Source organism: Methanoculleus sp. UBA303, assembly GCA_002501655.1.
GTDB lineage: Archaea > Halobacteriota > Methanomicrobia > Methanomicrobiales > Methanoculleaceae > Methanoculleus.
Window position 1 is genome coordinate 1 of sequence record DANY01000012.1, and the last position, 20,763, is coordinate 20,763.

At 63.3% G+C, this 20,763-nt stretch carries 25 protein-coding genes; 8 read left to right on the forward strand and 17 right to left on the reverse strand.

Going from position 1 to position 20,763, the window contains the following annotated elements; translation table 11 throughout:
* Window positions 1-96: 96 nt before the first annotated feature.
* Complete coding sequence (locus BP846_RS02585; protein WP_394339950.1) at window positions 97-480, forward strand: ArsR/SmtB family transcription factor; 384 nt, start codon at window positions 97-99, stop codon at window positions 478-480.
* A 21-nt stretch (window positions 481-501) separates the two neighbouring features.
* Here the strand turns inward: BP846_RS02585 and pdxT are convergent, their stop codons facing one another.
* The 9 genes from pdxT to BP846_RS02630 form a co-directional block, all read right to left on the reverse strand.
* Window positions 502-1,080, reverse strand: coding sequence for a pyridoxal 5'-phosphate synthase glutaminase subunit PdxT (gene pdxT, locus BP846_RS02590; RefSeq protein ID WP_292392483.1), 579 nt, complete (start codon window positions 1,078-1,080; stop codon window positions 502-504).
* Window positions 1,070-1,966 carry a pyridoxal 5'-phosphate synthase lyase subunit PdxS gene (gene pdxS, locus BP846_RS02595; RefSeq protein ID WP_292392484.1) on the reverse strand — a complete coding sequence of 299 codons (897 nt, stop codon included), beginning with the start codon at window positions 1,964-1,966 and terminating at the stop codon, window positions 1,070-1,072. Before pdxS ends, pdxT begins: the two co-directional genes overlap by 11 nt.
* 5 nt (window positions 1,967-1,971) lie before the next feature.
* The gene (gene cbiB, locus BP846_RS02600) at window positions 1,972-2,892 is read right to left on the reverse strand and encodes an adenosylcobinamide-phosphate synthase CbiB (RefSeq protein ID WP_292392485.1); all 921 of its coding nucleotides are present in this window, start codon (window positions 2,890-2,892) and stop codon (window positions 1,972-1,974) included.
* Complete coding sequence (locus BP846_RS02605) at window positions 2,871-3,395, reverse strand: DUF7524 family protein (RefSeq protein WP_292392486.1); 525 nt, start codon at window positions 3,393-3,395, stop codon at window positions 2,871-2,873. Before BP846_RS02605 ends, cbiB begins: the two co-directional genes overlap by 22 nt.
* An 8-nt stretch (window positions 3,396-3,403) precedes the next feature.
* On the reverse strand, window positions 3,404-3,589 hold the full coding sequence (locus BP846_RS02610; RefSeq protein WP_292392487.1) for a methytransferase partner Trm112: 186 nt from the start codon (window positions 3,587-3,589) through the stop codon (window positions 3,404-3,406).
* Window positions 3,586-4,596: an adenylosuccinate synthetase gene (locus BP846_RS02615; RefSeq protein ID WP_292392488.1), complete on the reverse strand. Its 1,011-nt coding sequence runs from the start codon at window positions 4,594-4,596 to the stop codon at window positions 3,586-3,588. The genes BP846_RS02610 and BP846_RS02615 overlap by 4 nt, the downstream gene beginning before the upstream one ends.
* Window positions 4,597-5,293: 697 nt before the next feature.
* The gene (locus BP846_RS02620; RefSeq protein ID WP_292392489.1) at window positions 5,294-6,454 is read right to left on the reverse strand and encodes an aminotransferase class I/II-fold pyridoxal phosphate-dependent enzyme; all 1,161 of its coding nucleotides are present in this window, start codon (window positions 6,452-6,454) and stop codon (window positions 5,294-5,296) included.
* A gap of 10 nt (window positions 6,455-6,464) precedes the next feature.
* Entirely contained in the window at window positions 6,465-6,956 is a 492-nt protein-coding gene (locus BP846_RS02625; RefSeq protein WP_292392490.1) for an Lrp/AsnC family transcriptional regulator, read from the reverse strand.
* A gap of 4 nt (window positions 6,957-6,960) precedes the next feature.
* Window positions 6,961-8,244 carry an ORC1-type DNA replication protein gene (locus tag BP846_RS02630; RefSeq protein WP_292392491.1) on the reverse strand — a complete coding sequence of 428 codons (1,284 nt, stop codon included), beginning with the start codon at window positions 8,242-8,244 and terminating at the stop codon, window positions 6,961-6,963.
* Window positions 8,245-8,597: 353 nt separating this feature from the next.
* Between BP846_RS02630 and BP846_RS02635 the strand changes: the two genes are divergently transcribed.
* A complete protein-coding gene (locus tag BP846_RS02635; protein WP_292392492.1) occupies window positions 8,598-9,068 on the forward strand; it encodes a hypothetical protein in 471 nt (156 codons plus the stop codon).
* A gap of 31 nt (window positions 9,069-9,099) precedes the next feature.
* Window positions 9,100-9,597 (forward strand): MogA/MoaB family molybdenum cofactor biosynthesis protein, encoded by a 498-nt coding sequence (locus BP846_RS02640; protein WP_292392493.1) that lies wholly within the window; start codon window positions 9,100-9,102, stop codon window positions 9,595-9,597.
* Here the strand turns inward: BP846_RS02640 and cgi121 are convergent.
* From cgi121 to BP846_RS02670, 6 genes are all read right to left on the reverse strand, one after another.
* Entirely contained in the window at window positions 9,588-10,106 is a 519-nt protein-coding gene (cgi121, locus tag BP846_RS02645; RefSeq protein ID WP_292392494.1) for a KEOPS complex subunit Cgi121, read from the reverse strand. The two genes, BP846_RS02640 and cgi121, sit on opposite strands and share 10 nt — an antisense overlap.
* 7 nt (window positions 10,107-10,113) lie before the next feature.
* The gene (locus BP846_RS02650; RefSeq protein WP_292392495.1) at window positions 10,114-12,252 is read right to left on the reverse strand and encodes an ATP-dependent DNA helicase; all 2,139 of its coding nucleotides are present in this window, start codon (window positions 12,250-12,252) and stop codon (window positions 10,114-10,116) included.
* Between the two features lie 80 nt (window positions 12,253-12,332).
* Window positions 12,333-12,875, reverse strand: a complete 543-nt coding sequence (locus BP846_RS02655; RefSeq protein WP_292392496.1) for a KH domain-containing protein — start codon at window positions 12,873-12,875, stop codon at window positions 12,333-12,335.
* A 22-nt stretch (window positions 12,876-12,897) separates the two neighbouring features.
* A complete protein-coding gene (locus tag BP846_RS02660) occupies window positions 12,898-13,674 on the reverse strand; it encodes a serine protein kinase RIO (protein WP_292392497.1) in 777 nt (258 codons plus the stop codon).
* 7 nt (window positions 13,675-13,681) lie between these two features.
* On the reverse strand, window positions 13,682-14,629 hold the full coding sequence (locus tag BP846_RS02665; protein ID WP_292392498.1) for a tyrosine--tRNA ligase: 948 nt from the start codon (window positions 14,627-14,629) through the stop codon (window positions 13,682-13,684).
* A gap of 55 nt (window positions 14,630-14,684) precedes the next feature.
* Entirely contained in the window at window positions 14,685-15,710 is a 1,026-nt protein-coding gene (locus BP846_RS02670) for a type II glyceraldehyde-3-phosphate dehydrogenase (protein WP_292392499.1), read from the reverse strand.
* A gap of 281 nt (window positions 15,711-15,991) precedes the next feature.
* Between BP846_RS02670 and BP846_RS02675 the strand changes: the two genes are divergently transcribed.
* Both BP846_RS02675 and BP846_RS02680 read left to right on the forward strand, forming a co-directional pair.
* Window positions 15,992-16,576 carry a GNAT family N-acetyltransferase gene (locus tag BP846_RS02675; protein ID WP_292392500.1) on the forward strand — a complete coding sequence of 195 codons (585 nt, stop codon included), beginning with the start codon at window positions 15,992-15,994 and terminating at the stop codon, window positions 16,574-16,576.
* Window positions 16,573-17,154, forward strand: a complete 582-nt coding sequence (locus BP846_RS02680; RefSeq protein WP_292392501.1) for a GNAT family N-acetyltransferase — start codon at window positions 16,573-16,575, stop codon at window positions 17,152-17,154. Before BP846_RS02675 ends, BP846_RS02680 begins: the two co-directional genes overlap by 4 nt.
* Before the next feature lie 195 nt (window positions 17,155-17,349).
* On the opposite strand, the gene BP846_RS02685 is transcribed toward BP846_RS02680, so the two are convergent.
* The gene (locus BP846_RS02685) at window positions 17,350-17,559 is read right to left on the reverse strand and encodes a hypothetical protein (protein WP_292392502.1); all 210 of its coding nucleotides are present in this window, start codon (window positions 17,557-17,559) and stop codon (window positions 17,350-17,352) included.
* Window positions 17,560-17,718: 159 nt separating this feature from the next.
* A complete protein-coding gene (locus tag BP846_RS02690; RefSeq protein ID WP_292392503.1) occupies window positions 17,719-18,000 on the reverse strand; it encodes a DUF5661 family protein in 282 nt (93 codons plus the stop codon).
* A 116-nt stretch (window positions 18,001-18,116) separates the two neighbouring features.
* Between BP846_RS02690 and BP846_RS02695 the strand changes: the two genes are divergently transcribed.
* The 3 genes from BP846_RS02695 to BP846_RS02705 all read left to right on the forward strand — a co-directional run bounded on the left by BP846_RS02695 (window position 18,117) and on the right by BP846_RS02705 (window position 20,721).
* Complete coding sequence (locus tag BP846_RS02695; RefSeq protein ID WP_292392504.1) at window positions 18,117-18,512, forward strand: hypothetical protein; 396 nt, start codon at window positions 18,117-18,119, stop codon at window positions 18,510-18,512.
* 231 nt (window positions 18,513-18,743) lie between these two features.
* Window positions 18,744-20,438, forward strand: a complete 1,695-nt coding sequence (locus tag BP846_RS02700) for a hypothetical protein (protein WP_292392505.1) — start codon at window positions 18,744-18,746, stop codon at window positions 20,436-20,438.
* 70 nt (window positions 20,439-20,508) lie between these two features.
* A complete protein-coding gene (locus BP846_RS02705) occupies window positions 20,509-20,721 on the forward strand; it encodes a KTSC domain-containing protein (protein WP_292392506.1) in 213 nt (70 codons plus the stop codon).
* Window positions 20,722-20,763: the final 42 nt, after the last annotated feature.

Here is a 20,763-nt window from a genome sequence, read left to right on the forward strand (position 1 = left end):
AAATTGCAGCCCTGTGCCCCGCAAGGGGCCCCAGCTGCAAGCCCACTCCGTTAGGGGGGGGTAGTTGACATAAGTTTGAAGCAGGGAGATGATGAGGTGACGGAGAAGAACGAGTGCCGGGAAGATACGCTACCCCTCCCGCCGGAGGTCGAGGAGGCGCTCTGTCGGTGCGGGGGCATCGCAGGGCTGACGGGGAGGCTACCGGGGGACGACGTCCTGGAAAGAGAGAGCGCTCTCCACCGCGCACTCGCCGACCCCCTCCGCCTCAAGATCCTCGCGATGCTTGCCGTGCAGCCGCTCTGCGTCTGCGTCATCAAGGTGGTGCTCGGGATAGCGGATTCAAAGTTATCCTACCACCTCTCCGTCCTGAAGAAGGCCGGGCTGATCATCGGCGAGGCGCAGGGGAACTGGATCATCTACCGGCTGACCACCGAAGGTGAGGCATGGGCACGGCGGTTCATGGGCAACGCCGGAAGGTAAAAATGTCGGAATACCGGGGCCTTATACCCCGAGCCCCTCAAGAAACATCCGGTGCAGGCGTAAGTCCCCGCCGAGCTCCGGGTGGAAGGCGAACGCCATATGCCGGCCGTTCCTGACCGCCACGATCCCCTCCGGGATGCGGGCGAGTACCTCCGTGCCGGGTCCCGCCTCCGTCGCCACCGGGGCCCGGATGAAGACCGCCCGGAACGGCTCGGAGAGACCCTTCACCGCGAGAAGCACCTCCCGGGAGTCGACCTGCCGCCCGAAGGCGTTCCGCGTCACGTGCATCGAGATGAGGTTTAAGGTCCGCACCCGTGGATCGTCAACCCGGTCCGCCGCAAGCACCATACCGGCGCAGGTGGCGAATACCCCGCCCTCGAACTCCGCGAGCGGCTCATAGAGCCCGTTCTTTTCTATCAGCCGGGAGATGGTGGTGGACTCTCCGCCCGGTATAGCGAGGGCGTCGAGGCCTGCGAGGTCTTCCGTGTGCCGAACCGGGATGACCATTGAACCCGGCCGGTCCGCGAGCGCCTGACGGAACGCCGCAATGTGCTCGCTGACATCGCCCTGGAGCGCGAGAACACCGACCTTAACGCCCACGGGTCTGCAGCACCTCATCTTCGCGGAGCATGTGGATATCGAGGCCCTTCATCGCCTCACCGAGACCCTTGCTCACCTCGGCGATGACCTTCGGCTCATCGTAATGGTTCACCGCCTCCACGATCGCCCGGGCGGTCATCTCGGGGTTTGCAGACTTAAAGATCCCCGACCCGACAAAGACGCCGTCGGCCCCAAGCTGCATCATAAGCGCCGCATCGGCGGGCGTCGCGATGCCGCCAGCCGAGAAGTTCACCACCGGGAGCCGGCCGAGGTTTGCGCACTCGATGACGAGTTCCGCCGGCGCCTCGATATCCCGGGCCCGGTCAACGAGTTCCTGGCCGTCCAGCCCTTTCAGCGCCCTGATCCCGCCCATGATCGCCCGCATATGGCGAACCGCTTCCACGACGTTGCCGGTGCCGGCCTCGCCCTTCGTCCGGATCATAGCCGCTCCCTCGTTGACCCGGCGAAGTGCCTCCCCGAGGTTCCGGGCGCCGCAGACGAACGGGACCCCGAACCGGGTCTTATCGATATGGAACTGCTCATCCGCCGGGGTCAGCACCTCGCTCTCGTCGACCATATCCACGCCGAGCGCTTCCAGGATCTGCGCCTCGACAAAGTGGCCGATCCGGGCCTTCCCCATCACCGGGATGGAGACCGCATCGATGATCTCGACGACCTTCTGCGGGTCGGCCATGCGGGCCACGCCCCCGACCGCTCTGATATCGGCAGGGACTCTCTCAAGCGCCATGACGGCGACGGCACCGGCCTCTTCGGCGAGCTCTGCCTGCTCTGCGTTGATAACGTCCATGATGACGCCTCCCTTCTGCATCGACGCAAAGCCGCGCTTGATCAGCTCGGTGCCAAATCTCAGTTCCTCGAGTTTCATTACTCCTATGTATAGCTCATGGACCCCAATAAAAATAGTGCGGCGATCTCCAGGATCGCAAAGATGATCGTCGCCGCCCGGACAGCGCGGACAACCTCAGCGCCCGCCTCCGTAAGCGTCCGCTCCGGGTCCCCAAGCGTGTAGACCCCGGGCTTCTCGAGCCTGACACCGACGCCCCCGGCGATGACGGCCATCGGAATCCCGCCGTTGAACCCGGGGCGCTTTTTTGCATCCCGGCGGAGCGCCGCATACGCCGGGGCAAACCGACCCCTCGCGGCGAAGTAGGCGAGCAGGATGATGCCGGTGATCCGGGCCGGGATGAAGTTCGCGACGTCGTCGGCGCGGGCCGGGAACCACCCGATGCGGAGGCGCTCGTCCCGGTAGCCGAGCATCGCGTCCAGGGTATTGATCGCCCGGAAGGCCGCCGCCCCGGCGAGGCCGAAGACCCCGAAGTAGAAGAGCGGGGAAATGATGCTGTCCACGAGGTTCTCGGTCATCGACTCGTAGGCGGCCGAGAGGACGTGCTCACGCTCGAGGCGCGCCGTATCCCGGCTCACCATCATGCCGACCTGTGAGCGACCCGCATCGATGCCGCCGTCCCCGAGCGCTTGCACCACGGCGGCGGTATGCTCCTCGAGCGCCCGCCAGGCCAGGCAGGCCTTGAGGAGAAAGGGCGCGAGGAGGAGATAGAGATACCACGGGGCGGCGAACTGAACGAGGACGAACGGGGCGGCGAAGAGCGCCACGGTCGCGACGGTCCCCGTGACCCCGGCCGCCCGCTGGATGCGGGCCGGATAGCGGGCCGGAACTCCCCACCACCCGATGAACCGGCCGAGGACCGCCACCGGATGGTACCGGGAGTGCGGGTCGCCGACCAGCCGGTCCACCAGCAGCGACGCGGCGACTACGACCGCTGCCGCAACCATGCGAGGATGACCCCGATGAGCAGCACCGCAAACGCAGCGGCGTTTAAGAGATCAACCCGGTAAGCGAGCCAGAGGCCGTAGAGGACCAGAGCGGCGGCGCCGAGAGCGAGAACCGGAACATAAGGGCGCCATGGGAGCGACACCGCCTGGAAGGGTGCCGTCGTGGAGGCCGGTTCCGGCTCGGGTTCCGGTGCCGCCCGCTCCCTGACGACGACACGGAATTGTGCCCTTCGGGCGCCGTACCCGGCGATGACCTCAACGGAAAAGACCCCGGGGTAGGCGCCCTCCCGGATGGGTATGTGGAACTCCTCATTCTGGTCCACGTAGAGGTTCTCGTGGAAAAAATCGGTGAAGGTCGATGAGTTCGTCGAGGTGAGGGAGATATGGAGCGGCGAGCCGTGGTTGATGATATGGAGGGTGAGGACGCCCCCCGGCATCGTCTCCACCTCACCCGGAACCTCGATAGCGTTGATCCCCCGGCGGTTGAGATGAATCTCCGACATCGGCGATATCAGCCCTCACAGACCGTCTGCGGGAGGAGGTTCGGGATGCCTTCACTGATGGGGTAGTCGACGCGGCAGGCCGCGCACCGGAGGATGCCCTCCAGCACCTCTCCGCCGTTCTCTTCGGTCACGGTCAGCAGGAGATCGCCCTTGCAGACCGGGCAGCAGAGGATCTCAACGAGATCCCGCCTCATAACTCGCCCCGAAGATCGATGATCTGGGACATCTCGGGGCCCGTCGAGATCAGGGTGACAGGCTTGCCGATATCCTTCTCGGCCTGCGCAATGAAGTCCTTCGCCTTCACGGTCAGCCGGTCGTAGTCCGTCGCGCCGAAACAGGCCGGGTCGATCCGGTCGATGCCGGTGATCGCCGCCTGGGTGCACCCGTTGATCATCGCTGAGTAGCGAGCCATCTTCGCGTCCCAGGTGCCGATGCGGCGCTGGCGACGGGTGACGGTGCCGAACTCCTCGATACCGAGCTCATGCGACCGCTCCATCGGCATCTCGGTTGCAAAAGGACCCTCACCGACCCGGGTCGGGTAGGCCTTGAAGACGACGATGACGTCGTCGATCCGGGTCGGGCCGACGCCGTTATCAGCAGCGATCTGCGAGGCGGACGTGTCCTTGCTGGTCACGTAGGGGTAGGTCCCGAAGTAGAGCGATATGCCGAAGCCCTGGGTCCCCTCAAGGAGCACCACCTTATCCTCATCCAGGGCGCAATTGACGTCCTCTGCCACATCGGTGATGTAGTCCGCCAGCTCCGGGACATCTTTCGCCTGCCGGGATGTCCGGAGGACGCGATCCGAGTTGGCCGGTCCGCACCCAGTTCCGGTGCTTCCGATCTTATCCCTGAGATGCTCGCTCGCCCTGTCCCGGGCGATATGTTCCTCTTCGATGACACCGCACCGCCCGTCGACAAAGGTCCTGTCCCGGACACCGAGCAGGTCAACCTCCCGCAGGAAGACCCGGGGGTCGACGAGCACGCCGCTCCCGATCATGAGGGCCGCTTCCGGGTAGACGAACCCCGAGGGGACCATCCTGACACCGTACTCTTTATCTCCGATACAGACAGTGTGCCCTGCGTTCGGGCCGACGCCGCCCCGGGAGATGATGGATGGTCTATCCTGGTGAGCGATGTGGGCTACGATCTTTCCCTTGCCCTCGTCACCAAAGAATCCGCCGACGATAATAGTACAACTCATTGTTCTATCAAGTAGGATGGAGTGATACATGCTGATAAACGTTACAATGTGATACCGGGAGAGCAACCATCCTGCTTAAAGACAACCACGTTCTACCGGTCCCTGCCCCGCTCGCTCCATGCCGTTCCGCGCCCCCGGAGGCGGGCGCCAGACCGGGGTTTCCCGGAACCCGGGCTACAGAAGGTATCCTCTGTGACAGGACGGATCTCCCGTAGGGCGCGGAGCGCCCGGGCAGGTCTCTCCGTCATTTCGTCATTATATGCGGATATCCCGCGTTTCCGGCGGTAGAAGGCCATCGTATATCAACCTTCGTGGCCGCAGATCGTCTAAGGCACGGTTGACATCATGATCTGGACCCCTTCATTTCCACTGGAAACTTCATTTCCTGATAATTCAAGGCCGCCGTATCGAGCTTTTGCCGGGAGCGGCATGCTGATCTGTAATCGGATTTTTTTCCCGGAGCGCGGATGCGAACCCGACGATCTGCCCGGGGTTTGGGGGACGGGATGCGTACCCCGGTATGGGCGCGACGAGATCCCGGGCACTTGGAATCCCTGAATAAATCCACATCTCCAGTGGAAATAAAGGGGTTCCCTGCCCGTCATTCTTCTGTCGGACACCAGACCGACGACAGTTCAGGCAGGGGTGCCGGATAAAAAAGTTTTGATTCTGTCCGGGGACGCGTACGGAGGTGTTTCTATTTCACCGAGTCCAGGAAGGCGCCCATCCGGGAGAGCGCCTCTTTGAGATCGTCCCGCGAGACCGCGTAGGCGCACCGCACGTGCCCGGCACCTGACGGCCCGAGGACGCTTCCCGGGACGACCGCCACATGCTGCTCGCGGAGGAGTGACTCGGCAAACTCGGTATCGGTCATGCCGGTGCTCTCCACCGAGGGGAAGGCGTAGAACGCACCCTTCGGAAGATGGCAGGTAAGACCAAGTTTGTTCAATCCGTCGACGAAGAGGTTCCGCCGGAGCCGGTACTCCCGGACCATGGCATCCTTCTCCGCTTCCCCGATCCGGAGCGCCTCGTAGGCCGCAACCTGCCCCATGACGGGGGCACAGAGCGCGACGTACTGGTGGATCTTCAGGGCCGCCGCTGTGATCGCCGGCGGGGCGCAGAGGTAGCCGATCCGCCACCCGGTCATGGCGAAGGCCTTCGAGAACCCGTTTAAGGTGATCGTCCGGTCGCGGATTTCGGGGATCGTCGCCGGCGCGAAGTGATCGCCATCATAGGTGAGCTCGGCGTAGACCTCGTCGCTGATGAGGAGGAGGTCGTGGTCGACCAGGACGTCGGCGACAGCGCGCCAGTCCGCCTCCTGCATCACCCCGCCGGTGGGGTTGTTCGGAAAGTTCGCTATCAGGGCCTTCGTCCGCGGGGTGATACGTTCCATGAGCGCATCGGCCGTCAGCCGGAACTCGTCCTCCGCCCGGCAGGGGACGGTCACCGGGATCCCGCCAGTGAGGGAGACACAGGGAGTATAGGAGACGTAGCAGGGCTCGGCGATCAGCACTTCGTCGCCCGGGTCCACGACGGCCCGGATGGCGATATCAGCCGCTTCCGAGACGCCGCAGGTCACGATGATCTCCTCATCGGTGTTGTAGTTGACTCCGAACCGGGTATCGAGGTAGCGGCTGATGGCGCCCCGAAGTTGGGGTGTCCCCTTGTTCGAGGTGTAGGCGGTCGATCCCTGCTCGATGGAGTAGATAGACGCCTCACAGACGCACCAGGGGGTCACGAAGTCCGGTTCGCCGACACCCAGGGATATGACGTCCTCCATAGTCTGGGCGATATCAAAGAACCTCCGGATACCCGAAGGGGGTATGGCGCGGGCCCGTGCCGAGACGAAATCCCTCATGAGCCGCACCTCAGAACGAGTAGGGGAGACGCTCAACCTCTTCGCGCCCGGCGAAGGTGGTGCCGTTCTCCTTGTAGGTCTTCATGATGATATGCGTCGCTGTCTCCCGGATCCGGTCCATCGGGGCGATCTGCTCGGCTACGAACCGGGCGATCTCGTGCATGCTCGACCCGGCCACCAGCAGCTGGAGGTCGTAGGTCCCGGTCATCAGCCGGAGCGACCGGACCTGCGGGAACCGGGCGATCCGCTCTGCGATCCGGTCGTAGCCGAAGTCCCGTTCGGGCGAGACCTTCAGCTCGATCACCGCGGCGACGTTGCCGTCGCCGGACCGCTCCCAGTCGACGACCGCTCCATAGCGGCGGATGACGCCAGCCGCTTCCAGCCGGCCGATCCGGTCTTGTGCATCCTGCTCACTCACTTCGGCCAGCACCGCGAGTTCGCTCACCGGGGTACGGCAGTTCTCCTCCAACTCCTGGAGAAGGATACGGTCCTTTTCATCCATAGTTTCACCTGAACATTGCTCTTAAGCGATTGATGTCGAGTTCTTTGAGCCTCTGGTCGACAAGCCTTGGGTCACGCGTGACGACCTCTTCGATCTTACTCGTCGTTGCGTCGAACCACATCTCCTTCGTCCGGCCGTAGCGGCCCCGCGAGACAACACGGGTGTTGATGACGCCGAGCATGTTGAGTTCGGAGATGAGGTCCGTGATCCGGCGGTGCGTCAGGACGTCGAGGTCGATGATCCGGGCGATCTCCTGGTAGACCACCGTCACCTCGCCGCTCGTGAAGATCCGTTTGCCCATCTGTTCGAGGATGAGCATCGCGTAGAGGACCGCCTTGCTCTGGGTCGGGAGGGTGGAGACGCACTCCACCATGCTGTCGGTCTCGATCTTCTCCTGGGCCATCCGAACATGCTTCTCACCCACGCCCGCGGCGTTCTCGCGGTCTGCGAGTTCCCCCGAGACCCGGAGGAGGTCAAGGGCCCGCCGGGCGTCGCCGTGCTCCTGCGCCGCGAGCGCCGCACAGAGCGGGATGACCGCCTCGTCGAGCGCCCCCTCGACAAACGCCATATCGGCCCTCTGCTGGAGGATGTCGCAGAGCTGCGGGGCGTTGTAGGGGGGGAAGACGATCTCCTCCTCAGAGAGCGAAGAGAGGACCCGGGGGTCCAGGAAGTCGGTGAACCGGAGGTCGTTTGAGATCCCGATGATGCTGACCTTCGCGAACTTCAGATCGGAGTTGATCCGGGTGAGGTTGTAGAGGGTGTCGTCGCCGCTCTTCTTGACGAGTTTGTCGATCTCGTCGAGGATGATGACCATGACCCCGCCGCTGCTCTCGAGCTGGTTCTTCAGCTCCATGTAGACCTGGTCAGTCGGCCATCCAGTCATCGGGATGAGGTTCCGGGGGGTGTCGCTCGGGTGCTGGTCGGCGTCGTCGAGGCAGTTTGCAATCTGGGCGAGGACCCGGTACTGGGTATCGATCACTTCACAGTTGAGGTGGACGATCCTGCACTTTGTCCCGGCGAGGGCGCTCGCGTTCTCGAGTTCCGTCCCGACATACCGGACCGAGGCCGTCTTCCCGGTCCCGGTCTTGCCGTAGATGAGGATGTTTGACGGTGTCTCGTTGTTGAGAGCAGGCGCAAGGATCGAGGCGAGCTCATCGATCTGCGGTTTCCGGTGAGGAAGGATGTGGGGACGATAGCTGTGGCGCAGCACTTCCCTGTTCTTAAATATACGCCTATTGGTCAGGTATTTTTTGAATAGTCCCATTGGGTTGGTCTTATCGTCCGACATGGTGTCACCGGAGGGGGTTGCCAGGACAGGAAATTTTCGTGCCGTGAACCCTTAATATGATCGTTTCAAGGGCTGATAACCCCTTCGTTTCCAGTGGAACTCAGGACCGGTCGGCTGTCGGCGGAATACTGGTGAACTGCTCGATAGGTTGCTGGTGAAATTGGGATGACTGATCAGGATGGTAATGATCTCGGGAAGGGGATCCGGGGATCACCCCCACCCCTTTGTTTCGTGTGGAGAGTGATGATGATACACAGGGTGTATCATTCAATCAAAGATGATGATAATAGTCATGTGTACCTCTGCAACTCAAGACATATAATTCTATTGTAATTCTATTGCAGCAGTACTGGATGAAGAAAGAAGAGCACAGAGCTGGAGAAGAGGGATACAGAGTGAGAAGAGAAGAGAACAGGGAACTGGAGAGGAGAGAACAGGAAGTGGGAAGAGAGGGGTACGGCATGAAGAGAACACAGGATAGCGGGACTCACTACCCCGGTGAACCGGATCATATCTCCCCCGGGCACCAGGTTGCTCCCCTGATGGATGAGAGGATCGTCTCATGGATGAGATCGGTTATCCCGGCTGGCTCTCCTCTCCCGCCATCCCGGATCTCTCTTCTTCCTCCACCGAACCCGGTCTCTTACCGTTCTGGATCCCTCTCAACCATCCCCAATGACCTCCGATCGATCAGCCAGGGATCCGGGGCCCCTCCCCTTCGCCGCGTCGATCACCCCTTCCAGCCCCGGAGAACCTCTGGAGTTCCAGTCGAAACAAAGGGGTCGGGGATTGAACTCCTCCAACCGGGGGATACAAAGAAGTAAAATACGCGGTACAGGAGTACTGGAAGATCCTATGGAGAGTAGTCATCTTAAATCCCTCACCGTGACCGGTGCCGTCATCACCGTCTCATCGAGCCGGAGATCTGAGACTGATGCCAGCGGTAAGGCGCTCATCGACCTCCTTTCCGCCGCCGGCATCGAGGTGACCCATTACGTTGTGGTACCCGACGATCTCGCGCGGATCCGCACCGAGGTCTATGTTGCCCTTTCACGTGCAACCTGCGTCATCATCACCGGGGGTACCGGGCTCACGCCCGACGACGTGACCATCGAGGCGGTCGCGCCGCTGCTCGAGAAGAAGATCGACGGGTTCGGCGAACTCTTCCGGCTGAAGAGTTACGAGGAGATCGGGACCGCTGCGATCCTCTCGCGGGCGATCGCCGGTGTCATCGGTGGTCGGGCGGTCTTCTGTATCCCGGGCTCCACGAAGGCGGTCACGCTCGCCGCCCGGGAGATCATCATCCCCGAGATCCGGCACATTCTCACCCACGCGTCGTCGGGTCAGCGGTAGACGTCGAGGAGCGCCACCCGCTCGAGCACCAGGTCGCGGAACCGCGCCTCGCCCACCACCGCGACCTCTTCAGGTGTGATACCGAAGAAGTCCGCGAGACGCGCCCGCTTCGCGGGATCGATTGTCTCCTCCCGGTCCTCATCGACGAACGTCACGAGATCGGCAAGGCGGTCCCGGACGCCCGGTGCCGGGGGACAGACGGCGATGTAGGCCCGATTCTCCCCGGGATGAATCCCGAAGGACGCGGCCACCTGGCACTGTCGGGTTCCCGCAGCGTAGAGGAGCGCTTCCATCTCGATCGAGTTCGCTATCGGCTCGCCTCTGGTCCACGACCGCCAGGCATGCCGGAGCGCCGCTTCCACATGATCGCGGCCTGCCAGGCGGTCGGCGTCGAAGAGGATGATATGGGTCCCGCAAATGCCCGCGATCCGGCGGACCTTCCGGAGGAAAACGACGTTCTCATCGACCGTAAAGATCGCCGGATAGATATCGCACGCTGCTTCTGCCATTTTTTGCTCACCCGAATCGGGAGAGGGTCGCCTGCCCCTCGGCGAGCTCCCCGACCTCGTCCCGCGCGCCTTCGAGTTGTTCGAATATCCTGGCGGCGATCCCCTGCCCGAGAACCTTCCCGACCTTCTCCGGTCCGGCCGCGCGGAGCGCCTCGATCGACCCGAGGTTGTTGTTGAAGAGCCGGCGGGCCCGGACCCGCCCTATTCCGCGGAGCCTGATGAGGGGCAGGAGTTCCTTCTTGATACCATGTTTGGTCCGGAGCTCCATCTCCTCGATCGGGCCCGCGAGGTGCGGGGCAAAGAGCCCGGCGAGTTGCCGGCTCGCGTGGACCAGCCAGGCGACGCTCTCCACCATTCCATAGATGTCGCCCGGGCCGACATTGTAGCGCTCGCATAGAACGTCTTCACCGACCTCGTCCGCCCAGTCGGCGAGGAGGAGCGCTGTCTTGAGACTCCGGTCGAACCCCTCGCCCGCATCCCAGGGGATCTCCATCCAGAGGTCGTCCCGGTGATCGGCGAGGAACCGGTCGAGGATGTACATGTCGTCCCTCCTGACATAGAGCGTCAGCATATCCGGTGTGGAGCAGAGGAGGTGCAGGAGGCCGATATCAGTGTACTTCTTCTGCCTGGCCATCGCCGTCACGATCACCTCAGCGCTCCGGGGGTCGATGTAGAGCCGGGAGACGAGCGACCCGTACTCGGTGGCCTCAAGCCACTCCCCCACCTCGGTGATCATCTCGGCCTCTCGCAGGAACTCGAGCACCCGGTGGACCGCCCGCGAGAGCGCGAGCGGGCTCTCGCCCTGGTGAGCGTAGAACGTTCCGTCCATGAACCCGAGCACCTCGCCTGTCTCGCGGGCGAAGTTGGTCGCAATGAGCGAGAGGATGTGGGTGCAGAGGACCGCTTCGTTCGCGCACCGGCTCCGGACGTCCTCGGCGGGCGCCCCGATGTAGCAGTCGAAGAGTTCATCGACCATCTCCTCGGACTTTGCTATCAGGACCGCCTCGCCGTAAGGGTCGAGGTGCGGCCGCCCGGCCCGCCCGGCCATCTGCCGGTACTCCCGGACCGGTATCGGGACCATTCCTTCCCCGGCGTTGAACCGGAGGTAGTCGCGGACGATCACCCGCCGGGCGGGGAGGTTCAGGCCGGCCGCGAGCGTCGGGGTCGAGGCGATCGCCTTGATCTGTCCCTCCCGGAACCCCTGCTCGACGATCCGGCGCTCCTCCCGCGCGAGTCCCGCGTGGTGGAACGCCGCCCCCTGCGCCACGCAGGCGGCGAGCATCCTCCCCATATCGGTCGCGGCGTTCGAGCGTATCTTATCGGCGTAGCCCGCGAGTGTCGGGTTTGCTAGCTTCAGCCCGGACGCCGCGCGTTTCGCAAACGCCTCGGCGTTTTTGCGGGAACTGACGAAGACCAGGCACTGTCCCCCCTCCGCCACGGTGTCGAGGACGAGGTCCAGGTCCTCGTACTTGCTCCGGCGTTCAACCTCCCGGGTGCTGTCGGCAAACCGGATGCCGTCCTGGAAGAAGACCCCTTCCCGGAGGTCGACCGGCCGCCAGTCACTCTCGACGAGTTCGGCATCCAGCCACCCGGCCAGGTCGCGGGGGTTCCCAATAGTGGCGGAGAGGGCGATGATCTGCATATCTGGGTTTTTGTGCCGGAGTTTTGCTATCAGCATCTCGAGGGTCGCACCCCGGGAGGGGTCATCGATGAGATGGGCCTCGTCGAGGACTAGCAGGGTGATCTCTGCAAGCCACGGTGTCCGGTTCCGCAGGAGCGAGTCCACCTTCTCGCTCGTCGCCACGATGATGTCGTTTCTCCCCAGGTAGTCGTCCCGCCGGTCGAAGTCGCCGGTGGCGATACCGACGCGGAGGCCTTTCCCCGAGAACTCATCGAACTTCTCGCTCGCGAGCGCCCGCAGGGGGACGATATAGAGGCACTTGCCGCCCCTCCCCGCCTGGTGGTGCATCGCCATCTCTGCGACCAGGGTCTTACCGCTCGCTGTCGGGATGGCGATGAGGAGGTTCTTCCCCGAGAAAAGCCCCGCTTCGACGCAGGCTGCCTGCGGCGGGTAGAGTTCCGTGATCCCGCGTTCTGCGTAGCCGGCCACCAGATCCGGCGGGACGGGGAGGTCGGCTATCTCCATGTATACCCCTTCATTTCCACTGCAAACCACGTATCGTGCATATTGTTATGGCCATGGGCAGGATCGGTTCGCCCGCCGTATCAGGAGTAGTACTCCAGCATCGACTGCTTGGCTTCCTTCTTCTTCCGGTCGAGGTACCCGTAGACGTTCTCGTGGGGCACGCCCTGGATCAGCATCTCCACCGCTTTCCTCGCGGTCTCAGCCTGCTCCGGGAGGCCTATGATCGCGACGGTCTTCCCGTGGACTGATATCTCCGTGCTGGTCATATTCTCGATCTGGGCGCGCGACGTCCCCGCCTTGCCTATGATCCGGCCCCGGAGCCGCTCGAGCTGCCGGGCAGTCTCCGAGAGGTCGGCAAGATCGATGACATCAAGCATCATATCCTCGTCCTCGAGAAGCCGGAACGCACGCTCCGGCGAGAACCCACGGTTGATCGCCTGGACGACGCTTGTCGCCGTCATGACGGCGATGGGGTCCTCCCCCTCGATCGTCACCACACCCTCCTCGCTGTCAATCCAGAGGGTTATCCCGGTCTTCTCTTCGATATCGCGTTTCGTGGACCCGCTCTTGCCGATGAGTACACCGATCCTGGCTGTTGAAACTTTCATCTCCTGTGTGGTCATGATTCATCCCTTCTCCCGGTGTTCAGGGCTCCCGGTGTCCGGTGCCGGCGATCGCTCTGAGGACCTCTTCCTCGTCCGGCACATCACAGTAGCGGGAGAAATATCTGTTGAGGTTCTTGATATCCCGGATCAGAAACACGGGCGCCCGCGGGTGATCCGGGGTGACCGCCTGCCCCATATCGATCAGGTATGGTTTCTCGTGATAGAGGATATTGTATTCGGAGAGGTCGGCATGGACCAGGCGCGCCTCCCGGTAGAGCCGTTCCACGTAGTCGAGGATCTGCCGGTATACCGCTCCGTAGTCCTCGATCTCGGCGTTGCGGAGCTGGGGATACGGTGTTTCTCCCTCGCCGAGGAACTCCATCAGGAGGATGTTGCGGTCGAACGCCAGGGGTTCGGGGACCGGGATCCCCACGTCGTGCGCCCGCGCAAGGTTGCTGTACTCCTTCTTCGTCCAGGCGAATATGATGCCCTTGCGCGACCCCCGGACACTCGCGAACCGGCGGTCTCCCGCCAGGTACTCGGTCATCGCCTTGAAGTTCGCCGTCTGGATGCGGTAGATCTTGATGGCGATCCCCCGCCCGTCGTGCTCACCGTAAAAGACGTTCGCCTCTTTTCCGGTGCTGATCGGCCCGCCGATGACCGAGATCAGTTTTTTGTGGACGAGTTTGTAGAGCGCTATGAGGGTGACCTCGTCGAAGACGTCGGCCCGTACCTTCATCAGGTTGGCATCCTTTACCCGGATGCCCATCGCCTCGATATCGCGGTCGAACCGCTCGTGCTCTTCGTCGTGGCCCACGGTTGGATCACCTGCTGCAGACGTAGTCGTGTACGGGGGTGAGGATATCGATGAGGTGGTCGGCGGCCGCCGATTTCAGGTCGAGCGCGTGGATCTCGCCTGCGGCATAGGCCCGCTCAAGGTCTTCATAGACGGCAAACTCCCGGTCCCCGCCGAACTTCGCGGGCCGGCGGATGGTGACCGCCCCGGTTCGGGGGAAGACGTGGTACTGCAGGATCTGGAGCACCGGGTTGTTCTCAACCTCCGGCGGGCAGAACGCCTTCTTCATCTTCTGCCTGATATCCTCTCCGGAATCAGCGACCGATATGACGTTTCCGGCCGACGACGACATCTTCTTCCCGTCGAGGCCGCTGATGATCGGCGTGTGGATGCAGACCGGTGCCGGATACCCGATTGAGGGGAGGTGTTCCCGCGCGAGCATGTGAATCTTTCGCTGGTCGATCCCGCCGACGGCGGCGTCCACCCCGAGGGTGGCGATATCGACCATCTGCATGATCGGGTAGACCATCTGGGAGACCGTCGGGTTCTCCATCTGCCGCCCGACCTCGTCCATGCTCCTCTTCGCCCGGTTGAGGGTGATCGCCTGGGAGAGTTTCAGGACTGCAAGTTCATACTCCGGCGTGAGCTGCACGTCCGACCCGAGGACGTACTTCGCTCCGGTAAGCCCGAGCCCCTCGAAGCAGCGGCGGTTATACTCGGCGATCTCCCGGATCTCCTCCATGGTCCCTTTGCGGTTCAGGAATGCGTGAAGGTCGGCGATGAGCACCGTCACCTCGAACCCAGCCTTCTGCAGGTCCATCAGCTTGTTCACCGTCACCATATGGCCGAGGTGGATCTCCCCGCTCGGCTCGTAGCCGGTGTAGACCCGCTTGACCGGACGGTCGATGAGCGCGCGCAGTTCCTCGTCAGTGACGACCTCTACGGTATTTCGGGTCACCAGTTCGTACGGATCCATGAAAAGAAATGGGTTTGCCGGAGAGTTAATGGTTCTTCCTCCCCGGTCCGGCCGTTCACCCGATGGCGACGAGGCCGAGCGCTTTGTTGGTCATCCGGATGGATTCTTCCGGATCCTTCGCCGTTCCCATCAGGGCACGGATGCAGTCGATGTTCTCGGGGACGACGTCGGCCTCCTGGTGGATGGCCTGGAAACAGTAGAACTCCTTCCCGGCGAGCACCGATACCGACTCCTCGAAGACACCGTTCTCCCAGAGGTCGGTCCTCGGCCGGCCGAGGTCCTGGGTGTACTCCCGGAGCTGGGCGTTACTCTTGATCCCGGTGGCCTTGCGAACGATGCCGATGCGGCTATGGTCCTCAAAGACCTTCAGCACCTCGTCCCGGGTGGTCTCACGCTTGAGGTCCATCTGTATCGAGTGCATGTGCATAAACGTCGTCGGGACGATCATCGCGAGGGTGACGATGTTTATGTGCGGGAGGACGGTCTGGACGTCAGGGCCGTGGTGGCTCGGGATGCTGACCGGGTTAAGGACGATGGCGTCGATTGGTCCCCGCTTGATGTCGTCGGGGTCCGCTCCGCGCCGGACCATCACCGCCCGGACCCGGTCGACGCCGAAGGCCTGGTCCATGGCGTGGATGAGCCGGACAAGCCCGGTGCTGTTGCACGAGACGATCCGGGCGAACTGGTGCCCTTCGGCCTCCCGGTAGTTCGCGTGGGCGTTGAAGGAGAACCCGGCGACCTCGTGATCCTCGCCGCCCTGGAATATTGCCTTCTTGCCGAGGCGCTCATAGATCGGTCGGTTCTTCTCCCCGACACCGCCGGGAGTGGCGTCCACGATGATGTCGGCGGCGAGGAGCATCGTCTCGACGTCGCCTGCGACCTCGATGCCGGCCTTCTCGAACGCCGGCTTCTTCGAGAGGTCAGCGATGTACAGGGGAAATCCGCGCTCTTTTGCTATGTATGCCTCAGCAGAGACGCTCGTCTTCGAGACCCCTATCACTTCCATATCGGGCTGTGCGGCGACCGCATCGGCGACCCGTTTACCGATGGTGCCGTAGCCGTTGATTGCGACTTTGATCATGCATGATGGAATACAGAACAAAAATTAATAAAGGTTGCTGATTTGTGAATAGGGCGGTTATTATGCTTTCTTATGCCGGACGGGAGATCATGGGCGCCCATAATCCCTGTTGCGCCGCGTAATCCCGGCAGATGGGACCTCAAGGTATAACCAGGGGTGGTTTCATGCAGGTCGTCCGGTCGGGTGGGTAACTTTTGCCGGAGGTCTTCCGGCCATCCTCTCCTGCGGGCCGGCCGGCGGCGCGGCAGGGCTTATATCCGGCTAACGCCATGAGCATATCCATGGAGAAGCAGCCTATCCTCGCAACCGGTCGCCTGTACCTGCGGCCGTTCGACATTGCTGACGCCCCCGAGGTGCAGCGGCTTTGCGGAGACTACGCCGTTGCCGCGACGACTCTCCTCCCCTACCCGTACCCGGACGGCCTTGCCGAGATATGGATCGCCTCCCTCCGCGATGACATCGGGCACGGCGACGCCGCGGCCTTCGCCGTCACGCTCGCTCCAGGGGGTAGCCTGATCGGGGGCGTCCGTCTCCGCATCGATGCGGATCACGCCCGCGGCGAGCTCGGGTTCTGGATAGCGAGGCGCTGCTGGGGCCGGGGGTATGCTACCGAGGCGGTGCGGGCGGTGATCGAGTACGGGTTCTCGGTCCTCGGGCTGCACCGGGTCCATGCCATGCACTTCTCCCGGAACCCCGCCTCGGGCCGGGTGATGGAGAAGTGCGGGATGCTCCATGAAGGCTGCTTCCGGGAGCATGTCAGGAAGTGGGGCGTCTACGAGGACGTCGATATCTGGGGGATCCTCCGGGAGCCGGCTCCCCGCGCCGGGACGTATATCCCGCCACCGCTGCGAGGGATATCCCTGTGACCGGACAGCCTATCCTCGTAACCGACCGGCTGCTCCTGCGGCCGTTCACCCTCGCAGATGCCTCCGAGGTGCAGCGGCTCGCCGGCGACTATGAGGTCGCGTCCTGCTCCCTCGAGATCCCCTACCCCTACCCTGACGGTGCAGCGGAGGCCTGGATTGCCACGCACCGTCCCGGGTTTGAGAATGGGATGCATGTTATCTACGCTGTCACCCGGGACGGGGCCGTCGTGGGCGCGGCCGGGCTTGTGGAGGTCAACCGTCGTCACGGGCGGGCGGAGCTCGGCTACTGGGTTGCACGATCCTGCTGGGGCCGGGGGTATGCCACCGAGGCCGCCCGGGCGGTGATCGAGTACGGGTTCTCGGTCCTCGGGCTGCACCGGGTCTACGCCATGCACTTCTCCCGGAATCCGGCGTCGGGCCGGGTGATGGAGAAGTGCGGGATGGTGCATGAGGCGCACCTCCGGGAGCACGCCAGGAAGTGGGGAGTCTTTGAGGACGTCGACGTCCGGGGAGTTCTCCACGACGAGTGGCGGGATCGGTGCACGGGGCCGGCGATCCGGGAGTGCCGGGTACGTTGAACCGATTGGTTCAATCCACTAACTCCTGCCGTACGGGGAATATATCACTCTTCTGGCCGACGGAGTAACGGGGAATGTGGATGGGGTTCGCCCCCCACTCTGTTATTGACCCCTGCCGAAGGCGTCCGCCCGTGCTCGATTTGACCTCTCCACCGGACAGACAGCGGGCGGCTGCCTGTGCGGCAAAGACCGCCCCTATCGCCTGACGAAGACGGCATAGCCCCGGTGCCCGCCCTCGTGGGCGGTCCCGAGGACGAGGACATCCTTTTCCTGGTTCTGCAGCTGACGGGCGTAGGAGGTTGCGTCACGCCGGGTCTCGTAGAGCCTGTCGGCGTAGTACTCTCTCTCATCGATGACCCGCCGCTGCCGTATCTTGATCCATTCTGCTGTCGGGCGCCGTTCCATACGTCATGGTTGCCATGTACGGGCGATAGTTGTTGCGCATCTCTCTCCCCGGCCGGGACGCTGATCGGGATCTGCGATCTTCGCCGGTCTTCTCCTCCTGCCGGTCGCCCCTGCGGCGGTATCGATCGTTACGGCCGGACTGTTGTGGCGGTGACCGCCTCAGCCCTGCGCTTTTTGCCCCGCCCAGTAAGCCTCCGCCTTCTCCTCCATCTCATCGAGCCGGTCGTAGTAGTCGGGAAACTCGTTTAAGTGCGCGAGCGCTATCTTCGCCGTCAGGAAGAGGTCGTCGTCGGTGACGTTCGTCGTCGGGTCGCGGAGGCCGTGCTCGAGTTCCACGACCATGCCGCGCCGGAACTGTTCAACACCGAACTCTTTCCAGGTTATGCCGAGCTGCTCGCCCATCGCCTTTGCTTCTCCGGGGGTTACGTGTGTCCGCACCATGCAGGTTTCCTCAAGCAGGGGATGGCGCTTGAAGGTTATGAGTCTGACGGACCTCCCCTATGGACGAGCCGAAACCTCCTTCTTCCCCCGAAGAGCACCTCATTCCAGGAACTATGATGGAATCTGCTGAAATCCCCGGAGTGGGCACTCCGGCGGCAGGGACGGATGCTCCGGCGCGGGAGGCGAAGAACCCGGTGTTTTCGGCGGGGCTCTCTCTCCTCTTCCCCGGGCTCGGACAGGTCTACAACGGAGAGACGGTGAAGGGTCTTCTGGTGCTCTTCGGGGTGTTCGCGGGGCTTCTCGTGATGCTCATTCCCGGGGTTGCCGCCTGGCTCTTCGGTATCTACGACGCCTGGGTCACGGCGCGGCGGATGAACGCCGGGACCGTCCCGTTCCGGGAGGTGCGTCTGGCGATGGTTATCCTCTTCATGGTCGCCTGGATGGCCGGAGTGCTTGCCTTCCTCGCGCTCCTCGCACTCGCGGCGTTCGCGGCCCTCACCACGGCGATGTAGGGCGGGACGGCGCCAGGTCCGCAACACCGGCGGTTGTAATCCCCGCCTCAGCATGCCGGGTTGCAGGGACCGTCACTGTGGATTGCTCCGGGAAGGAGGTTATTCGGGGGAAACAGGATCAAACAAACTTTATGGCAGTCTTCCTGCCGCGGAAGCCTATCCGAAGGAACCGCCGGATAGCTCCGCGTCAGGCACCTTTATCTCCTCCCGTCACCTGCACACCCGGGGCCGATGGCGCAGGAGAACCGAAGGCGGAGTTACGTGCTGTTCATACTTCCGGCGTTGCTCCTTGCTCATGTCGCGGCGTGCGCCTCTGCCGCCGGGGTGGCCGATCCGGCGGGGGATTTCCCGGACCCTGATATCACCGCCCTCTCCTGCGACGTCCGTGGGGGCGTCCTGTATGTCCGGCTCGACCTTGCCCGGGACCCCGCAGGGAGTTACGGCGGCGCAGTCTTCATCGACGCCGACCGGAACCTTTCGACGGGTTACCGGGAAGGGACCGGCGCGGATTACGTCTACGCCTTCTCCATCATGCCGATCGTTTACGCCGAGCCTGTCGTCTCCGCGACCTTGAACGACGAGCCGGTGAGCGAGGCTACCCTCTCCTGCAGCGCGAACCGGGTGGATATCGCAGTTCCCCTCGAGATACCCGAGAGCGGCGACGCGGCCCCGGATCTCTTTGCCGCCGTCTACACCGGGACGATGGAGGCGCTCGCCTTTGACCGGGCCCCGGATTATGGCGTCATGAACGCCGGGAGCGGTGAAGTGAAGGTCCCGGACGGGGCTGCACGGGTGAGCAGCAAACTTGACGACCGGGCGGGGGATGCTCCGTCCGGTGACGTTACGGTCCTCAGTACGGACGTTCACGACGGCGTGCTCGACATCCTGGTGACCTATGGGACCGCTGTCGAGAGCGGAGGCGGTTATCCGGGAGGGGACCTGAAGGGCTGGGTCCTCATCGACGCGGACCAGAACCTGGCTACAGGGTTCATGAACGCCGAAGAAGCACCGCCGTCGTTCGGGATCGATTACCGCCTGGACTACACGATCGGACCCACGCTCGGAACCGGCGTGAGCCTGGAGAAGACCAGTCCCGGATTCGCGGAAGGGGGCTACGCGGAGACGGTGGGGGTTCCCCTCGGAGTCCCGTACAACGACGCCATGTTCCTCGCTGCTGGCAACCAGGTCTTCTTCCGGATCCCGCTTGCCCTGCTCGGGCCTGACGACGGAAGGACAAGCATCATCCTTGACTCTTTCTCGCTCGACGAGCTGACCACCTCCGGGGCATCGGACCAGGTCCCGGATGCGGGGGTTGGGGCGCTCGATTCCGGGACAGGGGAGGTCCGGCCCCTTCTCTCGTACACCGGGGCCGGACCGGTCCAGACCGCTGACCGCGTGGGCGATTCGGCAGGATTCGGCTACGACGGCGACGACATCGCCTCGGTTGAGACCGGGTATGCAGGAAACGTCTTCCTCGTGAAGGTCACCTATGCGAGCCTTGAGCCGGACGACGGAGCCGTAACCACGGTCTTCTTCGATACCGATCAGGCCGCGGACGGCCTCTTCGAGTCGGCTCTCGTCTACTCTCTCTACAACGGGAGGCTGGGTGCGGTGCTGGTGGGGGATACCGGCGGCGTATTCGGAGCGAAAAGTGCCCGGCACCTCGTCACCATGCAGGGCGACAGTATCTTTGCAAGCGTCCCCCTGGAACTCTTAAGCGACGACGGGAGGATGAACCTTGCCGTCGAGACAGCCCTCGTGCTGAGCAGCGCCGAGATCCCGCTCACCGACCAGGTCCGGGAATGGATGTCGTCCGGATACGAGACGAAATTTGGAACGGGCGAGGTCCATATCAACCCCGACAAGTTCAACAGGACGCTCTACGACAGGGTGCCGGAGACCGGATTCATCTCTGTCAAGCCGTAACTCCGTTCTTCGGGTGATCGTCCCCATCGCCCGCAACCCTTATCCCCGCTCATCCCCTCTACCCCCGCCCATGCAGCGCCAGACCGTCGAGTCCACCAACATCAAGTCCGCCGGTTACGACCCGGAAGATGAAGTTCTGGAGATCGAGTTCCATAGCGGCGGGGTCTACCAGTACGTCGGGGTGCCGCCCACCGTCTACGAGGGGCTTCTTGCGGCCCGGTCGAAGGGCCGGTACTTCGGGGATTTCATCCGGCTGCGCTACCCCTACGAGAAGGTCCGGTGACGGGTGCGGTCTCCGACGGTACCGCCGCAACCACTATCATCA